This is a genomic window from Paucibacter sp. KCTC 42545 (assembly GCF_001477625.1).
Lineage (GTDB): Bacteria > Pseudomonadota > Gammaproteobacteria > Burkholderiales > Burkholderiaceae_C > Paucibacter_A.
Window position 1 is genome coordinate 164805 of sequence record NZ_CP013692.1, and the last position, 21439, is coordinate 186243.

General features: G+C 64.8%; 20 protein-coding genes. 13 read left to right on the top strand and 7 right to left on the bottom strand.

Going from position 1 to position 21439, the window contains the following annotated elements; all coding sequences use genetic code 11:
• Positions 1-57 precede the first annotated feature (57 nt).
• Positions 58-2070, bottom strand: a complete 2013-nt coding sequence (locus tag AT984_RS00745; protein WP_058718476.1) for a DEAD/DEAH box helicase — start codon at positions 2068-2070, stop codon at positions 58-60.
• A gap of 305 nt (positions 2071-2375) precedes the next feature.
• Here AT984_RS00745 and phaP point away from each other — a divergent pair, with 305 nt between their 5' ends.
• The 8 genes from phaP (at position 2376) to AT984_RS00790 (ending at position 9030) form a co-directional block, all read left to right on the top strand.
• A complete protein-coding gene (gene phaP, locus AT984_RS00750; protein WP_058718477.1) occupies positions 2376-2921 on the top strand; it encodes a phasin family protein in 546 nt (181 codons plus the stop codon).
• 152 nt (positions 2922-3073) lie between these two features.
• Positions 3074-3553, top strand: a complete 480-nt coding sequence (locus tag AT984_RS00755; RefSeq protein WP_058718478.1) for a hypothetical protein — start codon at positions 3074-3076, stop codon at positions 3551-3553.
• A gap of 239 nt (positions 3554-3792) precedes the next feature.
• On the top strand, positions 3793-5265 hold the full coding sequence (locus AT984_RS00760) for a TolC family protein (protein ID WP_058718479.1): 1473 nt from the start codon (positions 3793-3795) through the stop codon (positions 5263-5265).
• Positions 5266-5281: 16 nt separating this feature from the next.
• Positions 5282-6697 carry a multicopper oxidase family protein gene (locus tag AT984_RS00765; protein ID WP_058718480.1) on the top strand — a complete coding sequence of 472 codons (1416 nt, stop codon included), beginning with the start codon at positions 5282-5284 and terminating at the stop codon, positions 6695-6697.
• An 80-nt stretch (positions 6698-6777) separates the two neighbouring features.
• Positions 6778-7269 (top strand): DUF411 domain-containing protein, encoded by a 492-nt coding sequence (locus AT984_RS00770; protein WP_082679677.1) that lies wholly within the window; start codon positions 6778-6780, stop codon positions 7267-7269.
• An 11-nt stretch (positions 7270-7280) separates the two neighbouring features.
• Positions 7281-7655, top strand: a complete 375-nt coding sequence (locus AT984_RS00775) for a copper-binding protein (RefSeq protein WP_058718481.1) — start codon at positions 7281-7283, stop codon at positions 7653-7655.
• A 170-nt stretch (positions 7656-7825) separates the two neighbouring features.
• The gene (locus AT984_RS00780) at positions 7826-8077 is read left to right on the top strand and encodes a DUF3297 family protein (RefSeq protein WP_058718482.1); all 252 of its coding nucleotides are present in this window, start codon (positions 7826-7828) and stop codon (positions 8075-8077) included.
• 311 nt (positions 8078-8388) lie between these two features.
• Entirely contained in the window at positions 8389-9030 is a 642-nt protein-coding gene (locus AT984_RS00790; RefSeq protein WP_058718484.1) for a phosphatase PAP2 family protein, read from the top strand.
• Between the two features lie 28 nt (positions 9031-9058).
• Here AT984_RS00790 and AT984_RS00795 read toward each other — a convergent pair whose 3' ends face one another.
• Positions 9059-10612 (bottom strand): methyl-accepting chemotaxis protein, encoded by a 1554-nt coding sequence (locus tag AT984_RS00795; protein WP_058718485.1) that lies wholly within the window; start codon positions 10610-10612, stop codon positions 9059-9061.
• 484 nt (positions 10613-11096) lie between these two features.
• Here AT984_RS00795 and AT984_RS00800 point away from each other — a divergent pair, with 484 nt between their 5' ends.
• Positions 11097-12173 carry a cation diffusion facilitator family transporter gene (locus AT984_RS00800; protein ID WP_082679679.1) on the top strand — a complete coding sequence of 359 codons (1077 nt, stop codon included), beginning with the start codon at positions 11097-11099 and terminating at the stop codon, positions 12171-12173.
• Positions 12163-12840, top strand: coding sequence for a DUF1345 domain-containing protein (locus AT984_RS00805; RefSeq protein WP_058718487.1), 678 nt, complete (start codon positions 12163-12165; stop codon positions 12838-12840). Before AT984_RS00800 ends, AT984_RS00805 begins: the two co-directional genes overlap by 11 nt.
• Positions 12841-12984: 144 nt before the next feature.
• Here the strand turns inward: AT984_RS00805 and AT984_RS00810 are convergent, their stop codons facing one another.
• Positions 12985-14184 carry a cation:proton antiporter gene (locus AT984_RS00810; RefSeq protein WP_442952158.1) on the bottom strand — a complete coding sequence of 400 codons (1200 nt, stop codon included), beginning with the start codon at positions 14182-14184 and terminating at the stop codon, positions 12985-12987.
• Positions 14185-14319: 135 nt separating this feature from the next.
• Between AT984_RS00810 and AT984_RS00815 the strand changes: the two genes are divergently transcribed.
• From AT984_RS00815 to AT984_RS00825, 3 genes are all read left to right on the top strand, one after another.
• A complete protein-coding gene (locus tag AT984_RS00815) occupies positions 14320-14907 on the top strand; it encodes a ComEA family DNA-binding protein (protein WP_442952159.1) in 588 nt (195 codons plus the stop codon).
• Positions 14908-15074: 167 nt separating this feature from the next.
• Positions 15075-15323, top strand: coding sequence for a hypothetical protein (locus tag AT984_RS00820; protein WP_058718489.1), 249 nt, complete (start codon positions 15075-15077; stop codon positions 15321-15323).
• A gap of 74 nt (positions 15324-15397) precedes the next feature.
• Positions 15398-16645 (top strand): class I SAM-dependent methyltransferase, encoded by a 1248-nt coding sequence (locus AT984_RS00825; protein WP_058718490.1) that lies wholly within the window; start codon positions 15398-15400, stop codon positions 16643-16645.
• A 496-nt stretch (positions 16646-17141) separates the two neighbouring features.
• On the opposite strand, the gene AT984_RS00830 is transcribed toward AT984_RS00825, so the two are convergent.
• The 4 genes from AT984_RS00830 to AT984_RS00845 form a co-directional block, all read right to left on the bottom strand.
• Entirely contained in the window at positions 17142-17726 is a 585-nt protein-coding gene (locus tag AT984_RS00830) for a YcnI family copper-binding membrane protein (RefSeq protein ID WP_058718491.1), read from the bottom strand.
• A 17-nt stretch (positions 17727-17743) separates the two neighbouring features.
• The gene (locus tag AT984_RS00835; RefSeq protein WP_231741493.1) at positions 17744-20236 is read right to left on the bottom strand and encodes a TonB-dependent receptor; all 2493 of its coding nucleotides are present in this window, start codon (positions 20234-20236) and stop codon (positions 17744-17746) included.
• Positions 20237-20347: 111 nt separating this feature from the next.
• Positions 20348-20761: a DUF2946 domain-containing protein gene (locus tag AT984_RS00840; protein WP_197418211.1), complete on the bottom strand. Its 414-nt coding sequence runs from the start codon at positions 20759-20761 to the stop codon at positions 20348-20350.
• A 59-nt stretch (positions 20762-20820) separates the two neighbouring features.
• The gene (locus tag AT984_RS00845) at positions 20821-21333 is read right to left on the bottom strand and encodes a copper chaperone PCu(A)C (protein ID WP_082679680.1); all 513 of its coding nucleotides are present in this window, start codon (positions 21331-21333) and stop codon (positions 20821-20823) included.
• Positions 21334-21439: the final 106 nt, after the last annotated feature.

The window sequence follows — 21439 nt, forward strand, 5'->3', positions numbered from 1 at the left end:
TGCCGCCCGATTTGCGCATGAGAGGGTCAGTGCGCGCTTGTGCATGAACGTCGAGCCTTAGGGCGCAGCTGCCTTGCCACGCCAAAACGCCACATCAATCAGCTGTTCAGCCCCACTGCGCTCGTTCACCAGCCAGAACTGGCGACCGTCTGCGCTCAAGCGGCTGACCTCCCCAGTGTGCCGCCCGGCTTGCACCCGCTGGCCCAGGGCGTTAGCGGGGAAGCTGGCTTGGCGTGCCAGCTGCAGCAGGGGGATGGCTTCGCGCCTGTCGCCCGCCAGGCGCTGGCGCTGCACGATGGGTGCGAGCAAGGGGTTGCTGGCGTCGGCCGCTGACAGATAAACCAGCACCTTGGCCTGGGCGCGGCTCAGCGCCACATTGATCAGGCGGCGGGCCTCTTCGCTTTGCAGAAAAGGCTGGCTGCCGTCCACCGGGTCGAAGAAGAGCAGGGCTGCTTCGCTGCCTTGGGCGCGGTGCACGGTGCTGACTTTGACTGTGTCCGGCACGCCTTGCGCCTGCAGGCATTGGCGCAGCAGGGCGCGTTGGGCGCGGAAAGGCGTCAGCACGATCAGCTCATGGGCTTGCCACTGCTCGCTGTTCAGCGCGGCGGCGATTTCCTTGGCAATCGCTTCGGCCGATTCGCGGCGCAGCGGGCCGCGGGCGGCGGCGCTCCAGGCGCCTTGGCTGGCGACGTGCTGCATTTGCACATGGGTGTCGGCGCTGATGTCACCCAGCGGGCGCTTGCGCTCAGCCAGCCAGGCGGGGGAGGCTTGCGCATCGGCGGCCACTTGCAGGGCGCCGTCGTAAAACATCTCGCTGACCAAGTCGCAAATCGGCCCTGCCATGCGCGACTGCTCGTTCAGCAGCGCCACGGCGGGGCCGCGCATGGGGCTTTCGGCGAAGGCGGATCGGCCTAGCCAGCGGCGCGCGCCGCGCTCGGGGCTGCGTTGCACGGGGGAGAGCTGCTGTGGGTCACCGGCGAACAAGCGGCAGCGGCCCAGCGGCATCAGGGCCAAGGCATGGGCCAGGCTGACCTGGCTGGCTTCGTCGAACACCAGCAGATCGAATGGCGGCGCATCGTCGGGCGCCAACTCGCGCAGGGTCTTGAGCGTGAAGGCGGCGCGAGTGGTCGTCATGCTGGCCAGGCGGCAGCGGCGCAGCACTTGCAGCGAGGCGCTGCGCAGGGCTTCGCGCAAAGCGGCCACGCGGTCGGCCCAGGCTTTGAGTTGCTGTGCGTCGCGGCTGGCGGGGCGGGCGGCTTCGGCGCGGGCGAGTTGGCTGATCAGGTCTTGGTCGGTGGTGGGGATCAGGTGTTCGCGCCCGGCGTAGGCGGCGGCGTCGAAGCGGGTGCCCAGGCGTTGCACGCTGCTGCGCAGGGCCTCGCGGCGGCCTTTTTGCAAGGCTTTGTCCACCGCCAGCGTGGCCAGGTCCACGGCCTGGTTGGTGGTGGACAGCAGCAGCACGCGGGCCTCGGGGCGGCGTTCGAGGTATTCGGCCAGCAGCACGCCCAGGGTGGTGGTTTTGCCGGTGCCCGGCGGGCCCCACAGAAAAGCGCTGCTGTAGTCCACCAGCGGCAGTGCCTGGCGCTGCGCCGGGCGCAACCAGCGAAAGGGCGCGCCGGTCAGGGCTGGGCCCTCGTCCACGCGCTGCGGCTGCGCCAAGTCGGGCAAGCAGGCCAGCGCGCGCTCGGCCCAGGGCGTGTCCCACCAAGCATCGGCCACGGCGCTGAGAAAGCGGCTGGGGTAGAGCCGGATCAGGCAGTCCGGCCCGGGCGGCGGGCAGCTGGCGTTTTGCAGCAGCAGCTGATCATCCTCGGCCAAGACCGCCAGCACCGTGGCGCCCCCTTTGACCGGCGCGCCCCACCAGGCGGAGGCGCCGTCCAGGCTGGCGTCCAGCAGCGCGTGGGCCGAGGCTTGGCCGGGGCGCTGGCCTTCGGCGTAGACGTAACCGGCTTCCAGCGTGACGCGCCAGAGCTGGCCTTCGCGCTCGCTGCGCAACACCTTGAAGTCGTAAAACTCGGGCGTGGCCGCCAGCTCGGCGTCCAGCGCCGCACGCAGATCGGCAAGGCTCATGACTTGGGGGCGAAGGGCTTAGTGAAGGCCAGGGATTTGGTTTGGGCAGCCGCAGAGGCAACAGCGGCCAGGGGAATGCGATGGCGTGGGAAGGGCGGCACTATAGCCGGGTCACCCAGCCCGCAGAGTCGCTTGCCAGCCAATCTGCAAGGCCGATTACCTGCAGAAAAGCCGCCGCCAAAGAATATTTGCTGCACTGCAGCAAATTTCGCTTGCATTGCAGGATTTCGCCCTTACTATTGATTCATGCTGCACCGCAACATATCTTGTTTTCCGGATTGCAGCTCAAACCCTTTGGAGCTCGCATGAACAACCCATCCGCAGAACAATTCCTGAACGCCGCCAAGACCGCCATGGCCGATATGAGCAGCATGGCCGCCACCAGCCTGGCTGGCTTTGAAAAGCTGGTTGAGCTGAATCTGTCTGTCGCCAAGTCGGCCATGGCCGAATCGGCCGAACAGATGCAAGCCGTGATGGCCGCCAAGGCCCCGCAAGATTTGAGCGCCGTCGCCGGCCAGGTGCAGCCTTTGGCTGAGAAGGCTGCCGCTTACGGTCGCGCCGTGGCGGAAATCGTCACCGAAACCGGTACCGCCCTGAGCAAGGCTGCCGAAGGCAAGTTTGCCGAAGTGCAAAGCCAGGCCGCCGCCAGCATCGAAGCTGCCCTGAAGCAAGCCCCAGCCGGCAGCGAGACAGCAGTGTCCGCATTCAAGACGGCCATGAGCGCCGGTCAGTCGGCCCTGGAAACGGCGCAAGCCCAAACCAAGCAAGCCGTTGAAACCGCCAGCAAGGGCTTTGCCACTGCCACCGAGATGGCCGTCAAGGCCTCGCATTCGGCCAGCAAGGGCAAGTAAGCCAACTGTGATCCAGCGCTAACCGTCTAGCCTGGACATGAAAAGAAAACGCCCCGCTTGCGGGGCGTTTCTCATTGCGGCAAGCCTTGTCGCTTCAGCCTCCAAGAGCTGCGCCGGCTGGGTCGCTTGAAGGCCGCCTTTACAATTGCCGTGTGAACACCTTCATCCGCATCGCTCTGGCTTGGCTGCTGGCGCTGGCAATTCCCGTTCAGGGCATTGCGGCGACGGCCATGCTGATGTGCGCGCCCAGCCATGCTGGGGCGGGGGTGATGGCCGAGCCGCTGAGTGAGGCTAGCCCTTCGGCTCAACACGCCGCGATGTTGGCGGACTGCCTGGACGAGCAAGAGGCCGAGATGGCTGCTGCAGCCGCTGCGCTGTTCGACCATTGCGGCCAGGCCGATCAAGCTGAGCAGGCCGACCATCACGCGCCAGGCCAGGACGGCCATCAAAAAGCGCAAGGCCATTGCAGCGCCTGTGCCGCTTGCTGCGGCGTGGCAGTGATCGGCCAAGCGCTTCTGAGCCTGCCCGTGCTGCAGACCACCGGGATGGCACAGATCAGCCCCCTGCCGCAAAGCCATGACCGCGAACTCTGCGGTGGCATCGAGCGGCCGCCGCGACCCGCGCGCGCCTGATTGCCGCGTCGCCCGGCCCAGGGTGTCATCCTGGCCCGGCAAAGTATCTTTCGACTCTCTCGCATGCTTGGCTGCGGCGTCTCGCCGCACGGGCAGCCGCATTCGCAATGGCATGCGCTGCTGTTTTGGCAAGCTCACGATGCCGGTTTGGCGCTGAGGCGTTGATCCCCGGCGCATGCCCGTGACTTGCCCCATGCGACGAAGAACTCGTATGAAAGGACATCTTGGTGTCTCAGAACATGCTCCCTCCCTTGAACCAGCGTGGCGGGCCGGCCTCGGCCCTGCGCATGCTGTTGTTGGCAAGCCTGCCAGTCTTGCTGGGCGCTTGCGCCAGCTTTAGCAAAGACGGCGGCATCGGCCCCGTGCAAGACGCGGCCCGCCAGCATCTCGGCCAGGAACTGCAACTCGCCAAAAGCCCGGCCGAGCAGAGCCGCTTGCAGCAGCGTGTGGCCGAGTTGCTGGCCAAAGAACTCACGGCGGACAGCGCGGTGCAGATCGCGCTGTTCAACAACCCTGGCTTGCAGGGCGCTTTCCATGACTTGGGATTGGCTGAAGCGGACCTGGTGCAAGCCGGGCGCTGGCCCAATCCGCATTTCAGTTTTGGCAAGTCGCGCCAAGGCGATGAGCGCGAGATTGACCGCGGCCTCTCATTCGATCTGGCCCGCCTGATCGCCATGCCTTTGAGCGTGCAGTTGGAACAGCGCCGTTTTGCCGCCGTGCAAACCGGCTTGACGCAGCAGATGCTGGCGCTGGCGGCCGAGACGAAGAAGGCTTTTTACGCGGCGGTCGCCGCCGAGCAAACATTGCGTTACCAGCGCGATGTCAAGGCCGCGGCGGATGCCGGCGGGTTGCTGGCGCAGCGCCTGGCGCAGGTCGGCAACTTCAGCAAGCTGGAGAAGATGCGCGAGCAAAACCTGGCCCTGGAAGCCAAGCTGGGCTTGGTGCGGGCCGAGCGTGCGCAGCTGGCTGCGCGTGAGCGCTTGACCCGTTTGCTCGGGCTCACTGGGCCGATCGTCCAAGTCGCCCCAGCCGCTTCAGCGGCGTCCTCCGCGCCGGCCTTCACCCTGCCATCTCGCCTGCCCGACTTACCTCAGCAACTGCGCCAGCCGCAGGGCTTGGAGAGCCAGGCTTTTGCCCAGCGCCTGGACGTGCAAGCCGCGCGCTTGCAGGCCGAAGCGACGGCCAAGAACCTGGGCCTGAGCCAGGTCACCCGCTTCGTCAATGTGCTGGAGTTCGGCCTCAGCAATGCCACATCGAACGAGGCGCCACGCAAGACCGGCTGGGAAGTCAGCCTGGAGTTGCCGTTGTTCGACTGGAGTGGCGCGCGGGTCGCCAAGGCCGAGGCCTTGTACATGCAAAGCCTGCAGCGGGCGGCGCAAACCGGGGTGGAAGCGCGCTCCGAGTTGCGTGAAGCTTTTGAGGCCTATCGCAGCAGCTACGAGATCGCCCGCCACTATCGTGACGAGATGGTGCCCATGGCCAAACAGGTGTCCGAGGAAAACCTGCTGCGCTACAACGGCATGTTCATCAGCGTGTTCGAGTTGTTGGCAGACGCCCGGGTGCAGATCGGCACGGTCAACGCCGCCATCGAAGCGCAGCGTGATTTCTGGCTGGCCCAGGCCGACCTTGACATGGCCTTGATCGGCAAGCCCAGCCTGGCGCAGGCCAGCCCCGCGGCCACAGCCGCCGCTGGTGCCGCCCCGGCCCACTGAATCTGGAGTTATCCCAATGTTCAATCGACGCAATTTTGTTTTGGGTGCGGGCGCGGTTTCGGCAGTCTCGGCCGCTGCGGTCAGCAAGGTGGCCATGGCCGCGCTGCCCGAGCCGGTGCTGCAAACCCGGCCCGACACCATGCCGCCCCTGGTTCCCACCAGCGGCCGGCCCTACAACCCGGTGGTCACGCTCAATGGCTGGACCTTGCCCTGGCGCATGAACCAGGGCGTGAAGGAGTTCCATCTGGTGGCCGAGCCGGTGGTGCGCGAATTGGCGCCTGGCATGAAGGCGCATTTGTGGGGCTATAACGGCCAGTCGCCGGGCCCGACGATCGAGGTGGTGGAGGGCGACCGGGTGCGCATCTTTGTCACCAACAAGCTGCCCGAGCACACCAGCGTGCACTGGCATGGCCAGCGTCTGCCCAACGGCATGGACGGGGTGTCGGGCCTGACCCAGCCCTCCATTCAGCCCGGCAAGACCTTTGTGTACGAGTTTGTGGCGCGCCGCCCCGGCACCTTTATGTATCACCCGCATGCTGACGAGATGGTGCAGATGGCCATGGGCATGATGGGTTTTTGGGTCACCCATCCCAAGGCCCCGAATCCGCTCATCAGCGCGGTGGACCGTGACTTCTGCTTCTTGCTCAGCGCCTACGACGTGGAACCCGGTGCGGCCACGCCCAAGATCATGACCATGACGGATTTCAATCTGTGGACCTGGAACAGCCGCGTCTTCCCTGGCATCGATTCGCTCAATGTGCGCTTGAATGATCGGGTACGCATCCGGGTGGGCAACCTGACCATGACCAACCACCCGATCCATTTGCATGGCCATGAGTTCATGGTCACCGGTACCGATGGCGGCCCGGTACCCAAGAGCGCGCGCTGGCCCGAGGTGACCACCGATGTGGCCGTGGGGCAGATGCGGCAGATCGACTTTGTGGCCGATGAGCCGGGAGACTGGGCTTTCCATTGCCACAAGAGCCACCACACCATGAATGCCATGGGTCATGGCCTGCCCACCATGATCGGGGTGGATTCCCGCGGGGTGAGCGAGAAGATCAGCAAGCTCATTCCCGACTACATGAGCATGGGCGAGCGCGGCATGGCCGAGATGGGCGAAATGGAAATGCCCCTGCCCGCCAACACCTTGCCGATGATGACCGGCCAGGGCCCCTTCGGCGGGGTGGAGATGGGCGGCATGTTCTCGGTACTGAAGGTACGCAAGGAGCAAAAGCCCGGCGACTACAGCGACCCCGGCTGGTACGCCCACCCCAAGGGCGAGGTGGCCTTTGAGTGGGATGGCGCCATGCCGGCGGCCAAGCGCGCGGTGGCCGGGGCCGAAAGCCGGGGTCAGTCCATGCCCACCAGCGCCGCGCCCGCACCCACCGAACTCAAGGTTCGCAAACCCAACTCGCATGCCGGCCACTGAAAGGCTGCAGTGAAGGATCAGCCACGCCAAGCGGGGCCGTCCCATCGCCCATGCAATTTGAAAGAAAGTGAGTCAACAAAATGAATCGCAGCAGTATTGAAAAGCGCCAGCAACGCCGAACCTTTTTGAGTTTGGCTGTGCTGGGCCTGGTGGTGCCAATTGCGCCTTTGGCGCAGGCGGCCAGCCCGAGCAAGCCGGTGGTGCAAATCTGGATCGTCCCGAGCTGCGGCTGCTGCAAGGACTGGATTGCGTACCTGCAAGCCAATGGCTTCCAGACCCAGGTGGATGATCGCGGCAACACCGATGCGCGCGAGCGCCTGGGCATTAAGCTGGAATACGGCTCTTGCCACACCGCGCTGGTGGGCGGTTATGCCCTGGAGGGCCATGTGCCGGCGCGTGAGATTTGGCGTTTGTTGAAAGAACGCCCCAAGGCCATCGGCCTGGCTGTGCCCGCCATGCCATTGGGTTCGCCCGGCATGGACGGCCCGGAGTACCGCGGCCGCAAAGACCCCTACGACGTTTTGCTGCTCGCCAAAGATGGCAGCAGCCGTGTCTACCAGTCCTACCCTTGAGCCCACAGACCATGAAAAACAGTTCCACCCCATTTCTCTTGGCGGCCTTCATCGCGCTGAGCATGAGCAGCGTGGCCGTGCAGGCGCAGACCTCGGCCGCCATGCCGCCAGCCAGCGGCGTGAATAGCGCGAATAGCGCCAACAGCGGCGCTGCGGACGAAGCCCTGACCGAAGGCGAGATCCGCAAGGTCGACCTGGAGCAGGCCAAGCTGACCATCAAGCATGGCGAGATCAAAAACCTGGCCATGCCGGGCATGACCATGGTGTTCCGCGTCAAGGACGCGGCGCAGCTGGCAACGCTCAAGGCCGGCGACAAGATCCGCTTTCGGGCCGAGCGCGGCAACCCGGGTTATGTGGTGACCGAGTTGCACCTCACTGCGCCCTGAACGGATGACCAAGCGGCATTTGGCGGCGTCACGCTGAATGCCGCCGGTGCCTGCCTCAACCTGCCTGGAGCGCTGTTTGCGCGCAGCGCGCGCATGCCGACGGCCAAATGGGGCCAAATGCGGGAAAATCGCGGCTTATCCTTAGTCCCTAGCTGGAACACATAGCCGCCATGACCGAAGAAAAAAAAGAACTGCCCCCCATGCCCGACCGCCTGAGCGTCGATCCGCGCAGCCCGCATCACGACGCTGCCGTGTTCGAGCATGAGATCGGCATCCGCCTGAACGACAAGGAGCGTTTTGACGTCGAGGAATACTGCATCAGCGAAGGCTGGGTGATGGTGGCCTCGCCCAAGACGCGCGACCGCAAGGGTCGCCCGCTGATGATGAAGATCAAAGGCCGCGTCGAGGCTTTCTACCGCTGACCCTGAGGGCCAAATGCTTTGGCCCTCATCCAGCGCACCGGCTGGGCCTGCTGATGGCCATGCCGGCCGGTGCTCTTTTCGCGGCGGGCTTGCCAATGGCCACGCCCTTTGGCCGCCACAGCAGTGCGACACCGCTGCACTACCGCGCGGCCCTGCAGTGCAAGCGCGCACCGCGACCCAAGATTGCAGCCATCAGCGCTGCTAAAGCTGCCAAGGCTGCCCAGCAGGGCGCGGCCGCGCTTTCAAATTAGGTGCTTATGCCCAAGCTTTCGCCTTCCACGCCTTCCTCCACCTCAAACTCCCGCCAGCCCATGGTCTGGTCCTTGACGGCCTTGCTGCTGTTGGCACTGTTCGCCTGGCTGAGCATCGTGCTCAGTGAGCGCAGTGCCAGCGGCGGAGCTTCGGCGCTGGAGCAGAAGGTCTTGTTGATGGCGTATGACTGGCGAGCTGCCCATCCCGGCTTGGCCGAAGTGATGCGCGATCTGACCGCCTTGGGCAGCACGGCGGTGCTGGGCTTGCTGTGCGGTTTGACCGTGCTGTTCTTGGCGCTTACCCGACACATCGGGCGCGCCCTGCTGGTGGCGGTGGCGGCCTTGTCTGGCGTGAGCTTGCTGAGCTTGATGAAGGGCATGTTCGCCCGCGCAAGACCTGACCCCGCGTTTGCCGATGCCGCCTGGGCGGGCTGGAGTTTCCCCAGCGGCCACGCCAGCATGTCGGCCCTGGTCTATCTGACCCTGGCGGTCTTGTTGGCCAGCATGCGGGTGCGGCCGAGCGAGCGCCTGTTCTTGCTGGGCACCGCGCTGCTGCTGAGCTTTCTGGTCGGTTTGAGCCGGGTCATGCTGGGTGCCCATTGGCTGGGCGATGTGCTGGGCGGCTGGGCTTTTGGCTCGGCCTGGGCCTTGCTGTGCCTGGCGCTGGCGCAGGTTTTGCAGCGCCGACATTTGGCCCAGTAGGCGGCCATAGCTCAGCGCCAAGTCCGCTTTAGCGCCGCGTTAGCGTGAACACGTGCAGCGCGGCGCCCACCTCATCCACTTGGCCGAGAAGGAGCTGGGCCGAAGCGGCGAGGTCTTGCACCATGTCGGCGTTCTGGACGGTGATCTGTTCCATGTGATTGATGGCCTGGTTGATCTGCGTGATGCCGGTCAGCTGCTCCTGCGCGCTGTGGTGGATCTGGCCGATCAGGCTGCTGAAGTCCTCCATCGAGCGCCGGGTGGCATCAATGCTGTCGCGCGCCGTGCCGGTGTGGCGCTCGCCTTCGCTGACCTTGTCGGCCGAGTCGTGAATCAGCTGGGCGATCTCGCGCGCGGCGGCTGAGCTGCGTTGCGCTAGGGCGCGCACCTCGCTGGCCACCACGGCGAAGCCGCGGCCATGCTCGCCGGCGCGGGCCGATTCCACCGCCGCATTGAGCGCCAGGATATTGGTCTGGAAAGCGATGCTGTCGATCACCGCAATGATCTCGCCGATGCGTTTGGATGAACCCGCAATGGCGGCCATGCTGTGGCTGGCGTGGTGCACCACTTCGGCGCTGCGCTGGCTCATGCCGCTGAGTTGGTTGACCACGGTGCTGGCTTGGTCGGCCGTGTCGGTGCTGCTGCGCACGGTGCCGGTGATTTCTTCCATCGCGGTGGCGGTTTGCTCCAGGCTGGCGGCTTGGGCCTCGGTGCGTTGGGCCAGATCCTTATTGCCCTTGGCAATCAGCTGGGTGCTGGCGCTCATGGCGTCGAGTTCGCTGCGGGTGTCGGACACCAAGGCGCGGATATTGACGGCCAGCTGATTCAAGGCGGCTTCCAGCGCGCGGTTTTGCGCTAGGCCGCTGCTGGCCAGGGGTTGGCTGAGGTCGCCGGCGGCGAGTTGGTTGGCGTAGTCCAGGCAGGCTTGTTGGCTGCGCAGGGTTTGGCGCTGGGCCAAGGTGGTCATGACGGCGCTCAAGCCCAGGAGTGCCGCCAATTCAGCTGACGCGGAGAGTTGCAGCGCACTGGCGAGCAAGCCCGCAGCCATCAACAAGGCATAGCTGACCCAGCGCTGCAGCCAAGGCAGGTGGCGCTTCTGCCCGGCCAGGCGGCCCAACCAGTCGTGGCGCAGCAACTGGCCTTGGCGCAGCACATGCACTTGCTGGCCGGTCTGCTTTTCGCCGCGCATGGTGGCGTAGAGCTCCTCTGCCGCCGCGACCTGTGCACGCGTCGGCTCGGTGCGCACCGACATATAAGCCACCGGCTGCCGGTTCTCCATCAGCGGGGTGACATTGGCCAGCACCCAGTAGTAGTCGCCGTTCTTGCGACGGTTCTTCACCATGCCTGACCAGGGCAGGCCGGTCTTGATGGTGGCCCACATATCGCGGAAGGCTTCTTCCGGCATATCGGGGTGGCGGATCAGATTGTGCGGCTGGCCCAGCAGCTCTTCGCGGGTAAAGCCGCTGACTTCCACAAAGGCGGCGTTGCAGTGCTTGATGCGGCCCTTCAGGTCGGTGGTGGAGACCAGCGACTTGCCCTTGGGAAAGGCAAATTCTTGCTGGCTGACGGGTTGGTTGTTTCTCATTCGGGGGCGATCCAGGGCTCTAAAACGGTGATGCGTGGGCCGTACCTCGCTGCACCGAGGGCGTGCCCAAAAAAGACGCCTGCACACGCGTGGCCGGCGAGGCCGGTATTGCGGGCAAGGTCCGGCAGATTAGGGGGATACCCTCGCGCCCAAGGTCTCAATTGGCTGTGATTTAGGGCGTATTTCGCACGCGTGCAACATTTCGTGCGCTTGCCGTTGCGACCGGAAAAAATTGATAAATATCAATTGACGCCGACCGCGGCACCGATTAATGCATGGGTTTTCGCCGAAGTTTCACGGAACTGTCTCGCGTTGTTGGCGGGCTGTTTGCTGGCTATGCGGCTGTCATGGGCGGGAGGGGCGAACTACACTGCCGGCGCGGTGACCGCCTTTTGGCGGCGCCAAAGCACGGCCAACTCGCGACCAACACGCACCCAAAGCGCGGCGGGCTTGTACGCCCTTCGATTCCCAGCCTTTCGCCACGATGACAGCCAGCCCAACTGATTCCCACAAGCACGGCGCTTGTGACCACGACCATTCCCATCAGCACGCGCCAGCGAATGTGGATGCACATGGGCATGACCACGACCATGCGCACGGCCACGGCCACGGCCACTCGCATGGGCTAGGCCATCACCACCACCATGGCGACCCCAACACGCAGGGCCGCGCCTTTGTCATCGCCATCGTCCTCAACAGCCTGTTTGTGGCGCTTGAGTTTGGCTACGGCTTTGCCGCCAACTCCACCGCCTTGATGGCCGATGCCGGGCACAACCTCTCTGATGTGCTGGGCTTGTTGCTGGCCTGGGGCGCCACCTTGCTGGCGCGCAAGGCCCCAGACCAGCGCTACACCTACGGCCTGCGCAGCAGCTCCATCCTGGCAGCCCTGGGCAATGCGGTGCTGCTGTTTGTGGCTTGCGGCGCGATTGCCTGGGAGGCGATTCAGCGCTTCAGCGCCCCGCCGCCGGTGGCCAGCCTGACGGTGATGCTGGTGGCGGGCGCCGGCATCGCGGTCAATGGTTTTTCGGCCTGGCTCTTTATGCGCGGCGCCAAGAACGACCTGAATGTGCGCGGCGCTTATCTGCACATGGCCGCCGATGCGGCCGTGTCCCTGGTGGTGGTTTTGGCGGGTCTGGGTATGCTGCTCACCGGCTGGTATTGGCTGGACCCGCTGCTGAGCCTGCTCATCGTGGCGGTGATTCTGGTCGGCACCTGGGGCTTGCTGCGTGAGGCCACCGGCCTGGCGCTGAATGCAGTGCCGGCGCATATCGACGTCGCGGCGGTGCAAGCCTATCTGCTGCAGCAGCCCGGCGTCAGCGCGGTGCATGATTTGCACATCTGGGCCATGAGCACGACCGAGAGCGCCCTGACGGTCCATTTGGTGATGCCCGCTGGCCACCCAGGTGACGCAGCCCTGGACGCCATCACCGACACCCTGGCTGAGCGTTTCGCGATCCATCACAGCACCCTGCAGGTGGAGCTGGGCCAGAGCCAGCATCCCGTCTGCGCTTTGTTCAAGGCCGCGCCGCAGGCAGCAGCGGCCCATCCGCATGCGCACTGAAACAGCCCGCGGCGGCTTGCTGCGCCTTTTGCAGGCGCGGCCGCGCTTGTTTCTGGCCACCGGCATCGCCTTGCTGGTGCTGGTGTTTTTGCCGGCGCAGGTGTCGACCCATACCCTGACGCGCTGCCTGATCGCATGGAACACCGGCACCACGCTTTATGTGTTGCTGGCGGTGGTGATGATGTGGCGCTCCAGCCATAGCAGCATTCGGCGCCGTGCCAAGCTGCAGGACAACTCGCAGATCTTCATTCTGGCGATGGTGTTTGTGAGCGCCGTCGCCAGCCTGGCGGCCATCGCCTTTGAGCTTGCCATCGTCAAGGACATGCATGGCAGCTTGAAGGTGGCGCATATCGCCTTGGGCGGCTACACGGTGATGGCCTCCTGGGGCTTTATCCAGATGATGTTTGCCCTGCACTACGCGCATGAGTACTACGCCGAACTCGAGCGGGGGAGCCCGGCGCCGCTGCAATTTCCAGGCGATGACGAGCCGGACTATGGCGACTTCTTCTACTTCTCCGCCGTCATCGGCACCTCAGGCCAAACCGCCGATGTGGCCTTTGTGGCCAAGCACCTGCGCCGCATCGGCAGCTTGCACTGCATCCTGGCTTATCTGTTCAACACCACGGTGCTGGCCTTGTTGATCAATATTGGCGCGGGATTACTTTAGGCTTTGCGTGACAGACCGCCCGAAGGTACCCCCGAGTAGCTCTGAGGCAGCACAGCCAAGCCGGCAGGCTTGGCTCGGCGCCGAAGGCCTTGCCGCGATACAAGCGGCAAGGCTGGCGCCAACACTTCAAGTGGGTGAAAAAAACTAAGCCGCCCGCCCCAGCAAAGCCGCCATCCGTTTCAGCTTCGGCGTCACCACCGGAATCGTCAGCATGGTGCTGGCCAAGGCCATCAAGAGCAGGGCGGTGAAGCTGGCGCTGGTGATGATTTGTTTGTCCAGCAAGATGTTGGCGAAGATGATCATGATCAGCGCCTTGGTCTGCAAGAACCAGCCAATCAGCGAGGCCTCGCCGGGGCGCCAGCCCAGGATGCGCCCGGCCAGATGCACGCCGGCCAGCTTGCCCGCCACCGAGGCGAACAGCAGCAAACCGGCCACGAGGAAGACCATGCTGCCGCCTAACTCCCAGCTGGTGCGCAAGCCCGTGCTGAGGAAGAACACCGGCATGATGACCAAAAGCACATGGTGGCGCAGGCTGTCCATTTGCGTCTGGTCGAACCACTCGGCGTCGAGGATGGCGCCAGCCAGGAAGGCGCCCACCATGAAGTGCAGGCCGGACCAATCGGCACCGAAAGCACAGGCGGCCAGCCAGATCAGGCCGACATACCAGCGGTCACTGGCCGGCAAGCGCTTCATCAGCCAACGGCAGGCCGCACCGAGCACGGCGAAGGCGAGGATGAAAATGAGCTGGCGGCCGACCCGCTGCCAGTCCATCAAAATCATCGCCAGCACCGCCCAGATGGCGATGTCGTCCACGCTGGCATAGCGCAAGATGCGCTGCCCGATGGGCAGCCGCAGCAGGGCCAGCTTTTCCAGCAGCAAGATCAAAATGGGCAGGGCCGTGACGGCGCAAGACATGCCCACACCCAGCACGAATTGCCAGCTCAAGGCCTTGGGGCCCATCCAGCCCGGCAGGGCCAAGAGAACCAAGGCCGCAGCGCTGCCCAGCAGCAGCGGTCCGCCCAGGGCCAGGCCGGCGGTGATGCTGCTCTCGCGCTTGTGCAGCCAGGCGGCCTTGAGGTCGAGTTCGATGCCGGCGATCCATACAAAAAGCATCACCGCCCACCAGGCAATGCCGTTGAGCGACTGCACCACCGCGGGGTTGAACACAAAGCGGTAGTACTCCGGGAAGGCCGCACCCAGCACACCAGGGCCGAGCAAGATGCCCGTGATGATTTGCACCACCACCAACGGCGCGAAATAGTCGGTGCGCAGCAGCCGCCAAGTCAGGTAGGGCACGCTCAAGATCAGCAGCATCGCGAGCAAGAAAATTTCGACGGTAGACATGTGCATTTTTTAGTCGGCCTTGTGCATACTGGGACGCGATTGTGCGGTAGGCGCTCCTGGCCCCGATCCGGGGTGGGCCAATTGCAGCAATCTGATTCGATCTCTTCCATCCAAACCAAGCCGAGGATGAATCAAATGCTGATGTTGAAAAAGATCCTAATCATGGTGCTAGCCCTGTTTGCCGCTGCCACCGCCTTCGCAGCGGTGGACGCCAACAAGGCCACGCAGGCCGAGCTGGAGACGATCAAGGGCATCGGCCCGTCCATCTCCAGCAAGATCCTGGCAGAGCGCCAAAAGGGCGCCTTCAAGGATTGGCCGGATTTGGTGGAGCGCGTCAAAGGCGTGGGTGAGGGCAATGCCGCCAAGTTCTCCACCGAAGGCCTGACCGTCAATGGCGCTGCCTTTGCCGGCGCCCCGGCCAAGGCCAGTGCAGCGGCGCCCAAGGCCGCCACACCTGCTGCACCGTCTGCACCGGCAGCCAAGCCAGCGCCTGCCGCTGCCGCGGCGTCCGCGCCCATGACTGCGGAAGAAAAGAAGGCGGCCGCCAAGCAGGCCAAGGAGGATAAAAAGGCCGCCAAGGCCGCCGCTGCCGAGCAAGCCAAGCAGGCCAAAGCCGCGAAGGCGGAGGCTGATAAGGCGGCCAAGGCGCAGGCCAAGGCGGATAAGGCCGCCAAGGCCGCATCCGCCGCTGCGCCGGCTGCGAGTGCTGCGCCCAAAAAATAAGCCCAGCGGCCCCGGCTGGCTTCAGCTAGCAGGCGCCTTACGGGGCGCCTTTTTCATGGAGAAGGGCTGTCCCGGCAGGATGTGCCTGACGATGCATTTGGCAGCGGCGGGGGTCCTCACCCGCTGAGCGCACAATCCAGCGATTCCTCAGAGGTGGGTGGCCGGCCATGACAGAAGAGTTGAAAGCACTGCAGGCCATGGGTCTGGTCTTGCCCAGCCCGGCTTACATTCTGGGCGCCATCTTGTTTGGTCTGATCGGCCTGGTCGCTTTTCAGCAGGCCAAGCGTCGGCAGCGCCCGGCCTGGCGTTGGCTGGGCTTAGGCTTAATGCTTTATCCCTATGCGGTGTCCAGCACCGGCTGGCTTTACGCCGTGGGTCTGGCGCTGTGCGCTGGGCTTTATTACTGGCGTGCCTGAGGTGACGACGCCCTGATGACGGAAAATCGAGCCTTGTTGCTGCTGCAGCCGCGGCCGCCTTGCTTGCCTCCCCCATGTTTACCCATCTGATCCCCGACACCCAAGCCCCTGTGACGCAAGCCGATGCCAGCCAGCGCTTTATGCGCCTGCTGCAAACGGCTGTGACTGAGGGCACGCTGCACAAGCTGCTGCTGTCCAAATACAGCGGCGCCGAAGACAAGCTGGAGCGTCTGACCGTGCGCGAAGTGGTCTTGCGGGGCGAGCGCCAGCTCTCCTTTCTGTGGCGCTACCAAACCAAGGATGTGACCAAGAACCATGCGATGGGGGAAGGGCTGGCGCTGATTCAAAGCCTTTTGGGCACGCAGTTCCAGAACGCCCATCTGCACACCCCGAGCGAAGAGGTGCAACTGGCCTTCTCGCGCAAGGGCAAGCCCAGCCTGCGGGTGTCGCGCCTGGCGCCGGCTGAGCAAGCCGCCGCTGGCGCGGCGACTTCGCATGACAAGGAAAAGCAGCGCTACTTGTCTTTGCAAAAGCCCTTCTGGATGGATCTGGGTCTGACCCATGAGCTCAAGGGCGAGCCGGCCCTGGTGCCGGCCATGTCGCGCAAATGGAAGCAGATCAATAAGTTCATCGAAATCTTTGCGGCCGCGCTCAAGACCTCCGGGCTTGCCGACAGCCCCGATGTGCATGTGGCCGACTTCGGCTCGGGCAAGGGCTATCTGACCTTCGCGATGTATGACTGGCTGCGCGAGCAAGGCAAGGACGCGCAAGTCACCGGCGTCGAGCTGCGCGACGATATGGTCAAGCTGTGCAGCACAGCGGCCGCCCGCCATGGCCTGACGGGCCTGCGCTTCGATCAAGGCGATGTGCGCTCCTACACCCCGGCGCGCCTGGACGTGATGATTGCTCTGCATGCCTGCGACATCGCCACCGACTACGCCATCCACCTTGGCCTGCGTGCCGGGGCGCAAGTCATCATGTGCTCACCCTGCTGCCACAAGCAGATCCGCCCGCAGATGAAGATGCCAAAGATGCTGCGCCCGATGCTGCAGCATGGCATCCACCTGGGCCAGGAGGCCGAGATGGTGACCGACTCCTTGCGTGCGCTCTTGCTGGAAGCTGAAGGCTATGAAACCCAGGTGTTCGAGTTCATCGCGCTTGAGCACACCAGCAAGAACAAGATGATTCTGGCCATCAAGAAGACCGGCGCGGCGGCTGAAGCGCATGCGGCCGCGCGGCCCGAGTTGCTGTCCCAGATTGCCGAGATCAAGCGCTTCTACGGCCTGCGTGAGCAGTGCCTGGAAAGCCTGCTGGCCGCGTAAGAAAAAAGACGGCCCCGGCATGGATCACATGCACGGGGCCGGAGCAGCGCTGGACACCGCCCATGGACAGGGCCCGTGAGGGCCGCGTGGGGCTGCGGTGTGGAACAAAGACTGTGTTTAGCGCGGGCAAAGCGGGCCACGCGTGGGCTGCTGCGCATCAAGGCGCTGCCAGCACACAGGGCCTGGGCGATGTGTGCAGACGCCTTTAGCTGCCGCAGGGTAGCGGGCGGCCAAGCAGCAGTTGCGTGCTGGCATGCGGACTTCCCGGCGCCGGGCGCATCAAGCGTTGGGGTGCTGGCTGCGGCGAGGGCGGGAAGTGGATGGATGGCATGCGAGGCTTTCGGGTCGGTGCCCCGCGGCGATGAGTGCGGGGCATGGATGCATCATCGCCGCCAAGCGACCCGCGCAAACCTTGGAAGAAGGCGGGCGAAATCAAGCAATTTGCAGGGCGGCAAAAGCCCCCTAGTTCTGGCTCGACGGTTCGCCCGCCCTAACGTCACGGTTTTGCGGTCGCTGATGCTGCTGGCGCCGCCGAAGCGTTGGCGCTAGCGCCCGGCTTGCGCAGCATCAAACGTGCGGCCGGCGCCTTCAGGCCGCGGGTGGAATCGCCCGAGGCTGGCACCTCCACCCACAGCCACTCGCCCTTGACGCATTGCTGCTTGACCTTGAACCACAGCGGTCCGCTGGCCTCGCTGGGCAAAGTGCCGCGTACAGTGAACTCGTCGAACCAGGCGTCTTGCAGATAGTTGTCCTCGCCCTGGGCGGTCCAGCTCACTTCGGCCAACTCGTCGCTGATGCGGCGGCCGTGGCTCTCGTAGGGTTGGCTCAGCGCCTCGCGCCGGGTCTCCAGGCGCCAGCCGGCTTTGGGCATGGGCTTGGCACCGCGAAAGCCCGCCGGCAGGATGACGCTGACGCGGGTGGTGGCGCTGCCTTCACAGCCATGGCCGACGCGCAGCACGGCCTTGTAGCTCTGGCCGGCTTCAGCCTCGGGCTGCTCCAGTGTGACGTGTGCATTGGCACTCATGGACAAGGCCATTGCCAGCGTGGCGGCGGTGATCAGAAACGGTTTTGTTTTCAACATGATGTTTGTCCTTGGTGTCACAGATCGAACTTCAGCTCAGCGTGATAAGTGCGCTGGGGGTAGGGGTGGAAGTTCCAGTACAGGGCGTTGTTGAGGTTGTCGATGCCGCCGGCCAGGGTCCATTGCTTGGCCACTTTCCATTGCACGCGCAGATCGGTGGTGAAGTAGCTGCTGAAGCCTTGGTAGGCAAAGCCATTGGGGTCGCTGTTATTGAGCGTGCCGAACTGGCTGCTGGCGTAACGCAGGCCATAACTGGCGGCCAGCGCGGGCGTGAGCTGGTAGCTCAGCAAGGCGCTGGAGCGCCATTTGGGCACGCGCGGCTGCTGCTTGCCGATGGTGTCGCCGGGCACACTGACGAAGCCGCTATTGGCCAGGATGGTGGAGTCGGCATAGGTCAGGCTGGCTTGCAGATCCAGGCCTTGGACGCCGAGGTCGGTGGCCAGATAAGCCAGCTCGAAGCCGCGTGTGCGAACACTGTCGATGTTCTGCACGCTGCTGACGGTCTTGCTGGCATTGCTGGGGTCGACGCTGAGCTGGGCGTACAAGGCGTCGCGCGTGTCCTCATGGAACAAGGTGCTGCGCAGTTGCTGGTTGTCTTTCACCCAGGTGGCGCTCAGCTCGGTGGTCCAGCCCTGCTCGGGCTTGAGGTTAGCGTTGGTGCTGGGGTCGGCAGGCACATAAACCCCGTTGGCATTGACGCCGCCCTGATACAGCTCGCCCACCGTGGGCATGCGCACGGCACGGCCGGTGGACAGGCGCAGCGCCCAGTCGCTGTTCAGCTCATAGCCGATGGCGGCCTTGGGCGAGGCGTATTGCTCATTGCGGCGCGCGAAGTTGACCACCGTGCCGTTGGCGGCCGTCTTCATGCCGTCGGCCGCCTGCCAGTCTTCCAGGCGCAAGCCCAGCACGGTTTTCAGCTGCGGGCTGATGCTCCAGGCGTCTTGGGCGTAAACGCTGCTCAGGCGCGCGCGCCCGCTGAAGGCGGTGAACAAGCTGCTGGGCGCGCCTTCGCGCCAGTCGTTCGCGTTGCTGGTGTTCTGCTGCCAGTGATAGTTCTCTTGCTGTGCGCCGAGGTCGATCACATGCGCGCTGCCGCTGGGCCGCAGCACAGCCTTGGCGGCCAGGGTGTTCCAGCCGGTGCCGGCCAGATCGGCAATGCGGCCGGCGCCACCACTGTCAGCGCCGGGCCGCGCCGTCAGGGGCGAGCGCGACTGGTCCTTGTCGTAGTGGTAGCGGCTGGCGCTGAGCTCGAAGTCGAACACGCCACGGCCATTGCTTTTAAGGCTCAGGCCTTGCATCTGGTGGCGCAGGCTGTCGCGGTTCTGGCCGAAGTCATTGCTGGCCAGGATGTAGGCCTTGCCGTCGATGCTGACCGTGCTGGGCTTGAGCGTGCCGCTATTGGCTGCCGTCGCGTAGAAGGGGGCGCCGCTGCTGTCGCGCAGATAGCTGGTGCTGCTGCCGGTGGTCTCATTGCCCCACCAGCCCAGCATGGCGTTGGCGCTCAGCTCCGGCGTGAGTTCGAGCCTCAATTTGAGCTTGGCATGGTCTTGCACGGTGTTGTACTGCGTGCCTGCGCCGATGATCAGCCAGGGCACATTGCTCTTATCCAAGCCGGGCACGGCGCCTGTCACCACGGTGGCGCTCGCGCCGGCGGCGGTGGTCGACAGGGGCTTGGTGATAAAGGTCAGCGGCTGGCCATCGCTGTCCAGGTGGTTGACGTTGATCCACCAGCTCAGCGGCCCAGTCTTGCTGCCGATCGAGGCGCTGGCTTGGCGGCCCTGGTAGGTCGCCTTGCTGCTGTAAAGCTCGAAGGGCTGGCTGAACAGGCCGAGGCTGACATGGGCCTCCAAGGCCTTGGGGCTACGGGTTTGATAGTCCACCACCGCGCCAGCGGAGTTGCCCGAGTAGGCGGCGGAGAAGGGGCCGTAAAGCACATCAACGCGCTCAATCTCCTCGGGCGTCACCATGCCCCAGCGCGGGGTGAAGGTGGCGCCATTGCCCAGCAGATTGCTCAGCGGGATGCCGTCGGCATAGACCAGCGAGCGCGCGCTATTGCCCGTGCCGGAGGCGCGGGTGGACAGCACGGCGTGGTTGTAGTCGCCGATATAGCGCTTGCGCACCAAAAGGCTGGGCAGGTACTTCAGTGCATCTTCGGCATCGGTGGCGTTGATGCTGCGGGCGATTTCCACACCGGTGATGCTCTCCAGCGTGGTGGGGATATTGCTGGGCAGGCTGCTGGTGGCGCTGCCGCTGACCAGCACCAGGCCCAGCTTGTGGGTGGGTGCAGCGGCGCCGTCAGCGCTGGCGCCGGAGGCTGCAGCTGCGGCTGGCGCAGTAGCTGCGCTCGCAGGGGCGGGCGCGTGCTCGGGGCAGTCATCGCAAGCCTGGGCTTGCTGCATGGCGAAGGGAGAAAGAGGGGAAAGGCAAAGCGTCAGGCACAGCTGGGCGCAGGCCAGCGTGACCTGGCGCGGCGCAAAACTGGCGCGCGCGCGGGATGGCATGGAAGTCATGATGTCTTTTGAAAACTGAGTGATGCCGCGCGCGCAAAAGGCGCGGGGCAGGCCGACGTCACAAGCCGCTTCAGCGCGAGGCTGGGGCTTGCGGTCGTGCGAACAAAAAACTCAGTGATTCAGAGGCGGGGCGCGTGACTGCGCGGGTGCCCAGGCATGGGCGCTGCTGGGGGCGCTGTAAAAGCGCTCGGGCATCTCAAAGCTCAGTCCGCTGGGCGGCAGGGTGAGCATCGGGGCCAAGGGTGGCGGGGCCAGGTCTTGCGTCTGCAGGGTGCAGAACGGGCAATGCTGGAACAGGCCATGCTTGCCGAGTTCACGCGGCTCGGGCCGGCTTTGTTCGGCCAGGCTCAGCTCGGCCGCGCGAGGCGACACGGCCGAGTTGCGGCACAGCGTGCTCCACACAATCACCTCGCCACGCGCCAGAGCCAGCGCTTGTGACAGCGTCGGCGCGAGCGTGGCCAGCAGCACAGTCACAAGGACGAGCCAGCGGCCGAAGCGGTGGGGAAGGTGGGTGAGGAGCAGCACGGGCGCAAGTGTAGGGCCGGGCTTGGTGCCGCGGCCTTGTTGCAAATCAAGTTCTCAAATCAGTGCTGATGGCCTTTGTGGGCGTCTTCCATCGGTGCCGGCTTGGCGGCGGCCTTGGCGCCCATCTGGCGTGCCTCGGCCTTGATCTCGATGGTTTCGCGCTTCTTGTCTGCGCCCTCGATCACCAAGGTCAGCGGCACGCTATCGCCGGCGGCCACCGGGGCTTTCAAGTCCATCAGCATGACGTGATAGCTGCCGGGCTTGAGTTCCACCGTCTTGCCGGCAGGCAAGTCCAGCGCGGGCACGGCGCGCATCTTCATGGTCGTGCCTTCCATGGCCATCTCATGCACTTCCACCACATTGGCAAGCGGCGAGCGCACCTCGACCAAGCGGCTATCGGCCTTGGCGCTGAGCTTGAAAAAGGCGCCGGTGGCTTTTTGCTGCGCCACGGTGGCACGCACCCAGGCGTCTTTGACTTCGACCTGCTGCGCTTGCACCGATGCTGCGCTCAGCAAAGTGAGGCCCAGTCCAAGCAAGGCGGCGCTCAGTGGCCGTGTGATGAATGTAGACATGCTCAAAAGCTCCGGAAAGTTTGTGTGCACCGAACCTGCGAGGGCATGGGCGGTGGCGCAAATTGTGGACCAGTTCGACGGCGCCGCTTCAAGTCGGCTTGGCTCA

Coding starts and splice junctions, on each gene's coding strand:
- AT984_RS00775 (WP_058718481.1), top strand. CDS start 7,281: ATGAAAAACAGTTCCACCCCATTTCTCTTGGCGGCCTTCATCGCGCTG.
- AT984_RS00825 (WP_058718490.1), top strand. CDS start 15,398: ATGTTTACCCATCTGATCCCCGACACCCAAGCCCCTGTGACGCAAGCC.
- AT984_RS00805 (WP_058718487.1), top strand. CDS start 12,163: ATGCGCACTGAAACAGCCCGCGGCGGCTTGCTGCGCCTTTTGCAGGCG.
- AT984_RS00835 (WP_231741493.1), bottom strand. CDS start 20,236: ATGACTTCCATGCCATCCCGCGCGCGCGCCAGTTTTGCGCCGCGCCAG.
- AT984_RS00790 (WP_058718484.1), top strand. CDS start 8,389: ATGGTCTGGTCCTTGACGGCCTTGCTGCTGTTGGCACTGTTCGCCTGG.
- AT984_RS00760 (WP_058718479.1), top strand. CDS start 3,793: ATGCTCCCTCCCTTGAACCAGCGTGGCGGGCCGGCCTCGGCCCTGCGC.
- AT984_RS00830 (WP_058718491.1), bottom strand. CDS start 17,726: ATGTTGAAAACAAAACCGTTTCTGATCACCGCCGCCACGCTGGCAATG.
- AT984_RS00765 (WP_058718480.1), top strand. CDS start 5,282: ATGTTCAATCGACGCAATTTTGTTTTGGGTGCGGGCGCGGTTTCGGCA.
- AT984_RS00800 (WP_082679679.1), top strand. CDS start 11,097: ATGACAGCCAGCCCAACTGATTCCCACAAGCACGGCGCTTGTGACCAC.
- phaP (WP_058718477.1), top strand. CDS start 2,376: ATGAACAACCCATCCGCAGAACAATTCCTGAACGCCGCCAAGACCGCC.
- AT984_RS00745 (WP_058718476.1), bottom strand. CDS start 2,070: ATGAGCCTTGCCGATCTGCGTGCGGCGCTGGACGCCGAGCTGGCGGCC.
- AT984_RS00780 (WP_058718482.1), top strand. CDS start 7,826: ATGACCGAAGAAAAAAAAGAACTGCCCCCCATGCCCGACCGCCTGAGC.
- AT984_RS00820 (WP_058718489.1), top strand. CDS start 15,075: ATGACAGAAGAGTTGAAAGCACTGCAGGCCATGGGTCTGGTCTTGCCC.
- AT984_RS00845 (WP_082679680.1), bottom strand. CDS start 21,333: ATGTCTACATTCATCACACGGCCACTGAGCGCCGCCTTGCTTGGACTG.
- AT984_RS00795 (WP_058718485.1), bottom strand. CDS start 10,612: ATGAGAAACAACCAACCCGTCAGCCAGCAAGAATTTGCCTTTCCCAAG.
- AT984_RS00815 (WP_442952159.1), top strand. CDS start 14,320: ATGCTGATGTTGAAAAAGATCCTAATCATGGTGCTAGCCCTGTTTGCC.
- AT984_RS00810 (WP_442952158.1), bottom strand. CDS start 14,184: ATGTCTACCGTCGAAATTTTCTTGCTCGCGATGCTGCTGATCTTGAGC.
- AT984_RS00770 (WP_082679677.1), top strand. CDS start 6,778: ATGAATCGCAGCAGTATTGAAAAGCGCCAGCAACGCCGAACCTTTTTG.